11 protein-coding genes and 1 pseudogene are annotated in these 9,013 nt (G+C 68.2%); 3 read left to right on the forward strand and 9 right to left on the reverse strand.

The features are described from left to right. Both A9W96_RS20730 and A9W96_RS20735 read right to left on the reverse strand, forming a co-directional pair. Positions 1 to 1,023: bifunctional 2-polyprenyl-6-hydroxyphenol methylase/3-demethylubiquinol 3-O-methyltransferase UbiG (locus tag A9W96_RS20730; protein ID WP_067142647.1), on the reverse strand; the 1,023-nt coding region annotated here is incomplete at its 3' end. 59 nt (positions 1,024 to 1,082) lie between these two features. Then, positions 1,083 to 2,249, reverse strand: coding sequence for a glycosyltransferase (locus A9W96_RS20735; protein ID WP_067142650.1), 1,167 nt, complete (start codon positions 2,247 to 2,249; stop codon positions 1,083 to 1,085). Between the two features lie 467 nt (positions 2,250 to 2,716). Between A9W96_RS20735 and A9W96_RS20740 the strand changes: the two genes are divergently transcribed. From A9W96_RS20740 to A9W96_RS20750, 3 genes are all read left to right on the forward strand, one after another. Continuing rightward, positions 2,717 to 4,096, forward strand: a complete 1,380-nt coding sequence (locus A9W96_RS20740; RefSeq protein ID WP_067142653.1) for a PPE domain-containing protein — start codon at positions 2,717 to 2,719, stop codon at positions 4,094 to 4,096. A gap of 101 nt (positions 4,097 to 4,197) precedes the next feature. Then, positions 4,198 to 4,962, forward strand: a complete 765-nt coding sequence (locus A9W96_RS20745) for a C39 family peptidase (RefSeq protein ID WP_067142656.1) — start codon at positions 4,198 to 4,200, stop codon at positions 4,960 to 4,962. Positions 4,963 to 5,022: 60 nt separating this feature from the next. Beyond that, a complete protein-coding gene (locus tag A9W96_RS20750) occupies positions 5,023 to 5,868 on the forward strand; it encodes an MOSC domain-containing protein (protein ID WP_067142659.1) in 846 nt (281 codons plus the stop codon). Positions 5,869 to 5,904: 36 nt separating this feature from the next. Here the strand turns inward: A9W96_RS20750 and A9W96_RS20755 are convergent, their stop codons facing one another. The 7 genes and pseudogenes from A9W96_RS20755 to A9W96_RS20775 all read right to left on the reverse strand — a co-directional run bounded on the left by A9W96_RS20755 (position 5,905) and on the right by A9W96_RS20775 (position 8,843). Then, on the reverse strand, positions 5,905 to 6,156 hold the full coding sequence (locus tag A9W96_RS20755; protein ID WP_066863124.1) for a hypothetical protein: 252 nt from the start codon (positions 6,154 to 6,156) through the stop codon (positions 5,905 to 5,907). After that, complete coding sequence (locus A9W96_RS20760) at positions 6,153 to 6,368, reverse strand: DUF3072 domain-containing protein (RefSeq protein WP_066863121.1); 216 nt, start codon at positions 6,366 to 6,368, stop codon at positions 6,153 to 6,155. Before A9W96_RS20760 ends, A9W96_RS20755 begins: the two co-directional genes overlap by 4 nt. Positions 6,369 to 6,432: 64 nt before the next feature. Continuing rightward, positions 6,433 to 6,573, reverse strand: coding sequence for a hypothetical protein (locus A9W96_RS33400; RefSeq protein ID WP_197499593.1), 141 nt, complete (start codon positions 6,571 to 6,573; stop codon positions 6,433 to 6,435). 55 nt (positions 6,574 to 6,628) lie between these two features. Further along, positions 6,629 to 6,682: pseudogene (locus A9W96_RS33405) on the reverse strand (hypothetical protein); the annotation flags it as partial. Further along, the gene (locus A9W96_RS20765) at positions 6,657 to 7,892 is read right to left on the reverse strand and encodes a zinc-dependent alcohol dehydrogenase (RefSeq protein WP_066863114.1); all 1,236 of its coding nucleotides are present in this window, start codon (positions 7,890 to 7,892) and stop codon (positions 6,657 to 6,659) included. The gene A9W96_RS20765 and the pseudogene A9W96_RS33405, both read right to left, overlap by 26 nt. Positions 7,893 to 7,906: 14 nt before the next feature. Beyond that, positions 7,907 to 8,395 carry a hypothetical protein gene (locus A9W96_RS20770; RefSeq protein WP_067142662.1) on the reverse strand — a complete coding sequence of 163 codons (489 nt, stop codon included), beginning with the start codon at positions 8,393 to 8,395 and terminating at the stop codon, positions 7,907 to 7,909. A gap of 193 nt (positions 8,396 to 8,588) precedes the next feature. Next, on the reverse strand, positions 8,589 to 8,843 hold the full coding sequence (locus A9W96_RS20775) for a hypothetical protein (protein WP_066863108.1): 255 nt from the start codon (positions 8,841 to 8,843) through the stop codon (positions 8,589 to 8,591). Positions 8,844 to 9,013: the final 170 nt, after the last annotated feature.

Genomic DNA, 9,013 nt, shown 5'->3' on the forward strand with positions numbered 1-9,013 from the left:
GAGCCAGCGCAATTCGATTGGGGAGTCACCACGCTCGACGTCGAACACGTCGAGGCCGCCGGCCCATCCCTCGAACCATCCCGTGGGCGGCCAGGCGTCCGAAGCCGACCGGGCCTTCTCGTACTCGTAGGCGGAGTCGTCGGCGATCGGTTCGAGGGGCAGGCCGGCCGCCGCGGCGGCCACCTCGTCGCGGGTGAAGATCATGCTGTTGCATTGCTGGCTGAATTGCACGGCGGCGTCGTCGGGGACATAGCCGTCGCGGGCCAGGAAGGTGTTGAACACCAGCCGGCCGCCTCGCGCCAGGCATTCGGTGGCGAGTTCGAACATGCCGCGCAACTCGCGCGTCGTGCGGAAGTCGGACACCACTTCCGAGAGCACCATGAGCTGATAGCGCTCGCGTACACCCTCCATCGCGGTGAAGACATCGCTTTGAATGACGTTCACGCTCAACGATTCGCCGGCGGCGTCGGCGACGATCACCTCCGCGAACTTGGCGGTCATCTCGACCGCGTCGACCGGATGCCCGCGCCGGGCCAGGGCCAGCGCGTTGCGTCCGGTGCCCGCGCCGACGTCCAGCACCCGATAGGCCGAAGGGTCGGCCGCCTCGGCCGCCAGGGCGAGCACGCGTGCATCCGGCTCGGTGCCGAACAACGGCGGCGGGCGGACCTGCACCCACTGGTCGTAATCGGCCTCGACCGTGCGCCAGTCGGCTTGGACCCGGAAATTCACGTCCGTCCCGAACGGAGCCTGATACGAGATCAATACCTCCGAACGGGGGGAGGCCTTGAAGGCCTTCGCCAACTCGACTTCCAGCGCCGCCCGCAGCCGCGCGGAGTTTTCGGGGGTGTACCAGACGCCCAGGGTGGCGCAGACGTTGCCGCACAGCGCGACGTACTCGTCGATCAGGGCCGGCACCGCAGGCACCCTGATGTGGCCCTCGGCCGACAAGCGCCGATACAGCCGCCTGATCATCGCTTCGCGCAGCATCAGCGGGTCGAACGACGCATTCGGCGGATCCTGCACCAGAACCTTCTACACGACCTTCCGGCTTTGCACCACCGCTCGGATGAACCGGCGCTCCGCTACGCCCCGCGGGCGGCGCCTTCGAGGAGGTCGCCCGCCGCCGCCACGCTTTCGGCGGGTTTGCTCAGCCGGGTGGCGACCTCCCTGGCGCGGCTGAGGTAGTGCGCAGAACGCACCGAGCGCAGGTCGGCAACCAACGAGTCCAGGGTGGAGGCCGAGAACGCCCGTCCCACGCCGACTTCCAGCTTGCCGATCGCGTCGGCCCAGATCGGTTGATCGAGCCACAGCCAGAGAATCAGCATGGGCACGCCCGCCCGCAGGGCCGCGGCGGTGGTGCCGGCACCGCCGTGGTGCACGATCGCACGGCAGGCCGGAAACACCGCGCCGTGGTTCACCGTCTCCACGATCTTCACGTGGTCGGCGGCCGGGATATGGGTGAAATCGTTTGGGCCGCTGCAGATCAACGCCCGCTCGCCGATCTGCGCACAGGCCGCGCTGATCACGGCGACGGTCTCGGCGGGGGAGGTGACGGGCGTGCTGCCGAATCCGAAATAGATCGGCGGCGTCCCGTCGGCGATCCACGACAACACCTCGTCGTCGGCGTCGGTGGGCAGACCGAGGGTCAGCGACCCGACGAAGGGCCGCCGGTATCCCGACCTGGCCCATTGTTTGGCCAGCTCGGGCGCCAGCAGCTCGTCGTAGGTCTGGATCTCCAGCGGCGATTGCGCCGACGGGGTGCCGGGCAGTCCGAGCGCCCGCCGCTGCGCGCCCTCGGCCGCGCTGGTGACGTCCGACTGCAGCCGGCCCAGTTCCAACGTCTCGGCGGGAAAGAAGTGCAGCGCCGCCAGTGGGATGCCGAAATGTTCGGCGACGTTGGCGGCGAGCCGCTGTTCGTTCATCCCGGCCACCAGCAGGTCGGCACCGGCCGCCAACGAGGCCAGCGTCTCGCTCTTGCCGGTCCACACGGTGGTGACCCGCTCGATGACTTGCGGCAACGCGCTCATCGGGTTCTGCACGTTGCGGACGAAGGTGGTGGCCATGTTGATCTGCTCGCGGCTGTCGGGCCCGTAGGCGACCGCAGCAAGCCCCACCGACTCGGCCACGTCGAGCCTGTCGGGCGGGACCGCGATCACGACGTCGTGTCCTCGCCCACGCAGCTCGCGGGCGACGGCAACGCAGGGCTCGACGTCGCCGCGGCTGCCGTAGCCGGCCAGCACAATTTTCATCAACAGACCTCACTCGCGGGGATGGGATCAAATCCAAGCAGAAGGGAGGGCCGCCCGACTTGCTGGGCGCGCGCCTACCCCGCTGACCACGGATTTGTCGACGGGCAGGCTGCGGGCAACCGCGCGGGAGCGGCGAGCGCGGCCCGGGCAGATGCCGTTGAAAGCCCGCTGAGAGTGATTTGCGCAATACGAGCAGAACCCTTGTGAGTTTCCGCCGTCATGTGCAGGTAACCTATCGTTAACCCACGGCAACAGTTTCGCTGTAATCGTTGACGTGGGGGCACCTGCAACGCGTAAGACCGGTCCGCTAGCGCTGGGGACGGTCTTATTCGGCCGTCTTCGTTCGCGGCACTGGCAGCACCGGAGGGAATGCGATTTGTTTGCTGCTCGGCTGGTTATCCCCATACGACGCGCATCGAGGTCGTCGAGGCCCTCGCGGTCAGTGAAGGCAATCGGAGGAGAACGACATGGACTTCGCGGTACTACCGCCGGAGGTTAACTCCGCGCGGATGTACGCCGGTCCGGGGTCGGGACCGATGCTGGCCGCCGCGATGGCCTGGGACGAACTGGCCGCCGCGCTGCAATCGACCGCGACCTCGTACGAGGCCGAGATCACGGCTTTGACCTCCGGCCCGTGGGTGGGCCCGTCGGCGGCGTCCATGGTCGCCGCGATCACCCCCTACCTGGATTGGATGCGGGCCACCGGCGCCCAGGCCGAAGAGGCCGCCAACCAGGCCAGAACCGCGGCGTTCGCCTACGAGACGGCGTTCGCCGAGACGGTGCCGCCCCCGGTGGTCACGGCCAACCGCACCCTGCTGGCAACGCTCGTCGCCACCAACGTTCTCGGGCAGAACACGCCCGCGATCGCCACGACCGAGGCGGAATACGCCGAGATGTGGGCGCGAGACGCCGGGGCCATGTTCGGCTACGCGGGTTCTACCGCCGCGGCGACGCGGCTGACCCCGTTCACCCCACCCGACCAGACGACCAACTCCGACGTCGCGCAATCCGAGGCGGTAGCCCAGGCCACCGGCACCGCGGCCGGTAGCACGCGTAATGCCGTGGCCCAGCAGTCGTTCTCCGCGGTGCCCAACCTGCTGAGCAGCGCCGCGTTCGGCCCGGCCGCCGTCGACCCGACGTCGGCGACCGACCTGCTGAACCTCGAGGCCGACCTCATCACGGTTTTCCTTGACGCGCCGGCCGCCGTCGCCGGCCTCGGCGTCGACTCGCCCTCGGCCGCGATCGCGCTTCCCTTCGACATCGCCGGCGCGCTCACCGGTTTCCACACCGACGACATCGTGAGTGGTTGGGCCGGGGTGCAGTCGTGGCCGGGCACGGGCGCCGTGCCGCCGTCGCCGTTTCCGGTCATCACGAACCCGGCGGGGGGCTTCGGAACGCTGGCGTCGGCGGGCCTGGGCCAGGCGAACACGGTCGGCGGCCTCTCGGTGCCGCCGGGCTGGACGGCGGCCGCCCCGGCAATTCGCCCGGCCGCCCTGGTGCTTCCGACCACCACCGCCGGTGCCGCCGCGGAGGCGGCCGCCGCGGCCGCGCCCAGCGGCGCCGGGAGCCTGTTCGGCGAGATGGCCGTGGCGAGCATGGCCGGGCGCGCAATGGCCGGCACCGGCGGTGCGCTGGGTCGCGAGCGGGCCCGGACCGCCGACGCCGGCAAGGCCAAGCGCGAGCCGAAGAAGGACCCGGCGAACGAGCCGGCCGCGCCGCAGGTTGTGGCCGGGGGTCCCATCACCAGCATCGCCGCCGAGTTGCGCGAACTCGCGTCGCTGCGTGACGCGGGGATTTTGACGCAGCAGGAATTCGAAGAGCAGAAAAAGCGCCTGCTGCCGAGCTGATCCGGGCACAACGGTTCACCGGTCAATCGGCCATGGCGGCGCGGTACGGGTGTTACCGTTTGCTGGCCATCCGACCGTCGACGGGATTTCTCCTAGCCCTCATGTTCACCTTCCGGCTCGCCCGAGTGGCGGTGGCGGGCGCGTGCATCGCCCTGACCGGTGCGCCGCTGGTGGCGTGCGGCTCCGCCCCGCCGGCGACCACGGCCGTTACCACCTCAGTGACGAAAGTCGTTGCGGCACAGAGCAGTACACCTCTCGCCCGTTCGGGCGGCCCTGCGCCGACGACGGCATCCGGCGTGTACGGCGACCCCGCCGCCGCGGCGAAGCACTGGGTGGCGCAGTCGCTCGAGGACAACTGCGGCCTCGTCTCGGTCGCCGACGTCGTGGGTGAACTCACCGGCAACGCGCCGACCGAGCGGCAGATGCTGGACCTGGCGGAGTCGACACCGTCGGGGGCCAATCCGGGGCCTATCTACGCGCCGCGCAACGACCCGAGCCACTCCGGACCGGACAGCGGCGTCTCGATGGCCGACTTGGTCATCCTGCTCGACCACTTCGGTATCAAAGCGGAGATGACCGCGGAGTCCGACCGGGATCGCAACGGCCTGCCCCTGCTCGAGCAATATCTGGCGCAGGACCGCAAGATCATCGCGTTCGTCAACTCCTCGGTGATCTTGAACGCCGACGACCAGCGCACCAAGGCCGACCACTTCCTGGTCGTCACCGGCATCGACACGGGCAGAGATATCGTTCATCTCAACGACCCCGGCATCGACCACGCCGACGAACAGGTCAGCGTCACCGCGTTCATGGCCGCCTGGCAGACCAGTGATCAGTCGATCGTCGTCACGGCGTCCCGCGGCTGATCACTGGTAACGCCAGGCGGTTTCGGGCACAGTGTGCAGTACTACCGAGCGAGGTACCTCATGGAGAAGTCGTCCGTCCCCAACGCTTCCGGGGCGGTGCCGATGCGGGTGCAGGCATTGCTTCGGTATCCGGTCAAGTCGATGCTGGGCGAGACCCTCGATTGCCTGCCGGTCGACGAGCGTGGCGCCGACGGCGACCGGCGATTGGCACTGCTCGACGGCGAAACGGGGCACGTGGCCAGCGCCAAGAATCCCCGGCTATGGCGCGACCTCCTGACGTGCACCGCGCATGCGGACGCCCGGGGAGTGCGCATCAGGCTGCCCGATGGGACCGACGTGGCCGCCGACGATCCCGGCGTCGACGAGCTGATCTCCCGCTTGACGGGACGGCGGGTGCGGCTGATCGCCCAGCGCCCCGACGGTGCGACACTGGTGCGCCCCGATCCGGAGCAACTGCTCGAACTCGGTCTGGACGCCGAGGTCGGTGGCCGCATTCTGAGGATCGCCGCCACCACCCCGGGTGAATCGTTCACCGACGAGGCCCCGTTGCACGCGATCACGACGGCCACCCTCGAGCACATCGGTGTGGAGGCGCTGCGCTACCGCCCGAATGTGGTGATCGCGACACCGCCCGACTATCCGCCATACGCCGAAAACGAGTGGGTTGGCGGCGAAATGGCCGTGGGTGAGACGCGGTTGCGCGTCCTGACGGCCACGTCACGCTGCGTGGTGCCCACGCTCGAGCACGGCCCGTTACCCCGGGCTCCGCAGGCGCTTCGGATCCCCGCCGCCGAAAACCGTTTGGACACAGGCGGTCACGGCAAACAGGCGTGCGCGGGCGTTTACCTCGCCGTGGTGACCAACGGCGTCATCCGCGTCGGTGACGCCGTCACTGTAGCGCCATAGACCGGCCGTCCGGATCGGCGCACCGCCTTCGTGGCGTCAGCCACCGAGATTGCGCACCGCCGTGTCGAGTTCTTCGGCCTGTTCGACCAACTCGCGGTCGGACAGCTCTGCGTGCCCGACTCGCTGCACCAGTTCCTCGCGCGTCGCGACCTGCAGGGCGCCCCGGTACTCGTCGGAGTTCAGATCCGCCGGCGCGACGACCGCGGCACGCCCCTCGACCACCACCAGCGCTGTGTCCGCGTCCTTGCTGGCGAGCAATCGCCGGACGTCGTCGGCACCGATGGTCATGAGCCACCCCGCCCGGTTCGTTGTTGCAGCTCGTCGATCAAGCGGGAGGCCTGGGCCTTGGTGAGATTCTCGGGGACCTGTTCGCCCGCTTCTTGCGCCAGCGTGTTCAAGTAGCTGCGCTGCGGGCCGGTCATGGGCTCGTCGCCGGTCACCCACTGCGACTGGTCCTTCTCCGGATTCTCCTGTGGCGCCTGCGCGGCATCGTCGGACATGCATTTGGCTATGCCCGCTACCCGGCCAACGTAATCAGGAGCCGGCGCGAAAGGTTTCGGCATGCTAGCCCGCCGCCCCGGTCATCTTCATCACCAGCAACACCGCCACCGCGATGAACACGAGGACGAAGACGCCGACGGCGACCACGGTCAGCACGAGACTGGGAGTGAATCGTCGGGTGTTCGGCGGCTGCGGCGCAGACATCCCCGAGGTCTGGGGCGCGGCCGGGGGGGGTGGCGCCCGGTGCGGTGCCTCCTCCGGGCTCGAGGCCGGGGATCTGCGTCGGGTCAGGATCGGGAGGTTGCGCGGTCATGATCGGCTGCGGCCCTTTCGTCGCGGGCGGCGCTGGGGACATTCGGTCGCATCGCCACCCGAATGCAGTTGTCCTTCTTGTTCTTGAACAGCTCGTAGGCCCGCACCCCGTCCTCCAGCGACACGTCGTGGGTGATCAGCTTGGCGGGGTCGAGGTCGCCCTGCTCGACGTAATCGAAAAGCCGGGTTATATAGCGTTGTCCGTGTTGTTGAGCGGTTTTCAGGGTGAGGCCCTTGTTGGTCAACACCCCAGTCGGGAACTTGTCGGTCAAGCCGTATACCCCGAGCACGGACACCACTCCACCTTTGCGGCAGGCCAGGATCGCCTGGCGAAGCGCGGAAGCGCGGTCGGTCTCCATGCGCAGCAGTTGCTTGGCCCGGTCGTAGAGCTGCTGTACCCCGGTGCCGTGGCCCTCCATGCCGACGGCGTCGATGCAGCCATCGGGTCCGCGGCCGCCGGTCATCTCCCTGAGCGTCTCGTGCACACTGTCGACCGCCTTGTAGTCGATGGTCTCCAGCCCGAACTCGTTGCGCGCCAGGGCCAACCGCTCCGGGATGCGGTCGATGACGATGGCCCGCTCGGCGCCCAACAGCAGGGCGCTCCTGGCGGCCATCAGTCCGACGCCGCCGGCACCCCAGACCGCGACGGTGTCGCCACCGGCGATGTCGCAGAAGTCGGCGCCCATGAAGCCGGTGGGCACCGCGTCGGATAAGAACAGCGCCTGCTCGTCGGTGATATCACCGGGAATCGCAAAGCAATTCGCGTCGGCGAAAGGCACCCGGACGTATTGGGCGTGCGAACCCGCGTAGCCACCGAACGGGTGCGTGTATCCGTAGATACCGCCGGAAGGGTATCCCAACAACGGCTGTTGCAGTTCGGCATTGGGATTCGTTGTATCGCAACACGAATACATTTCATGATCGCAATACCAGCACTGGTTGCATGCGATGAAGGACGGCACCACGACGCGGTCGCCGACTTTGGTGTCGCGCACTTGCGGACCCGTCTCCGCCACCACCCCCATGAATTCATGGCCGAACACGTCGCCGGCCCGCATGCCCGGCAGATAGCCGTCGATGAAGTGCAAGTCCGACCCGCAGGTCGTGGTGAGCCGGACTTCGACGATCACGTCGTGCGGGTTCAGGATTTTCGGGTCATCGACCGTTTCCACGGACAGGTCATTGACGCCGTTCCAGCACAGTGCACGCATGTTGAGCCTTTCGCTTACCGCGCGGATTTCCGCGCGCTGGGGTTGGACCGGATGGTCGGCACCTCGCCCGTCTGCATCAACGCGCGCAGCCGGTACAGGATCTTGAAAGCCGCGGCGCCGGACAACAGCGCGGGCGCCGGGGCCTTGATCCGCAGCGTCACCTCGGTGCCGAGCTCGTGTGGGGCGGGCCGATACCGGACGGCGATCTCGTTGCCCTGGCCGACGAAGCGCACTGCGCCGGACTCGGCTACCCGCGTGGACTTCCACTCAACGGGCGGTTCTGCCGACATCTTCCAGCGATAGCGATCCCGTTCGTCGACGTCGATCTCCGCGATGTCACCGAGCACCACCGACAACTGGTCGGGGTCGCGCCAGAACTGCTCGATGCGCTCGACGGGGCACGCGATGGTGACCGTTTGCGCCCTGCCCTGCCGGGACGGCAGGTCGATCACCTTGTTCACGGCGCCCAGTACTTGCTTCTTGGCGGACTCTAGATAGCTCACCGCGTGCTCCCTCCGTCGGGGCATGGCGGTACCCGCCCACGGGCCACCCAAACCGAGCGCGCTGCAGCGAGTTGGCCGAACCGATCGGCGCACGCGACGGTGTCAGTCCGCGCCGGCCCCCGCACGGTGCGCGTCGATTAGCGGAAAGCCCTGCCCGACAACAGGTTCGGGCACGCTTGTCGCGCTGGCGGCCTTAACTCTGCGAGTTCTGGGTGGGGCTCTGCGCGGACTCCCACTTGGCCTCGAGCGATCTCGTCACCCTGGTGCCGGCGGGCAGCTCGAGCTGAAATGTTTCACCGCCATCGGCCTCGAACGTGACGAGATATCCCGCGTCGCTGGAATCCTTGAAAACGACCTTGTAGGGCTGTTCACCCGAACCGCGGTCCACGGCGATGATGTCGCCAGGGGTGACGTCGTCGATCAGGTCGTTTCCGGAGACTTTGGACATAGGGTCGACGTTAGCCGAAGAGACGCGGCCGCTGCCCGGGCCGGCCGGGTCAGTGACCGACCTCACCTAGGGTTGCAGGAAGGTCTTGAATGGCGCGACGCTCGTCCATGGCGCGGTTAACAGCGGCGATTGCGGGTAGCTGGGCCCTTGAGCGGGTCGCCGAGGCCTAC

This window comes from Mycobacterium sp. 1245852.3, assembly GCF_001669335.1.
Taxonomy (GTDB): domain Bacteria; phylum Actinomycetota; class Actinomycetes; order Mycobacteriales; family Mycobacteriaceae; genus Mycobacterium; species Mycobacterium europaeum_A.

Coding starts and splice junctions, on each gene's coding strand:
- A9W96_RS20755 (WP_066863124.1), bottom strand. CDS start 6,156: ATGACCATCGGTGCCGACGACGTCCGGCGATTGCTCGCCAGCAAGGAC.
- A9W96_RS20735 (WP_067142650.1), bottom strand. CDS start 2,249: ATGAAAATTGTGCTGGCCGGCTACGGCAGCCGCGGCGACGTCGAGCCC.
- A9W96_RS20760 (WP_066863121.1), bottom strand. CDS start 6,368: ATGTCCGACGATGCCGCGCAGGCGCCACAGGAGAATCCGGAGAAGGAC.
- A9W96_RS20750 (WP_067142659.1), top strand. CDS start 5,023: ATGGAGAAGTCGTCCGTCCCCAACGCTTCCGGGGCGGTGCCGATGCGG.
- A9W96_RS20745 (WP_067142656.1), top strand. CDS start 4,198: ATGTTCACCTTCCGGCTCGCCCGAGTGGCGGTGGCGGGCGCGTGCATC.
- A9W96_RS33400 (WP_197499593.1), bottom strand. CDS start 6,573: ATGTCTGCGCCGCAGCCGCCGAACACCCGACGATTCACTCCCAGTCTC.
- A9W96_RS20740 (WP_067142653.1), top strand. CDS start 2,717: ATGGACTTCGCGGTACTACCGCCGGAGGTTAACTCCGCGCGGATGTAC.
- A9W96_RS20775 (WP_066863108.1), bottom strand. CDS start 8,843: ATGTCCAAAGTCTCCGGAAACGACCTGATCGACGACGTCACCCCTGGC.
- A9W96_RS20765 (WP_066863114.1), bottom strand. CDS start 7,892: ATGCGTGCACTGTGCTGGAACGGCGTCAATGACCTGTCCGTGGAAACG.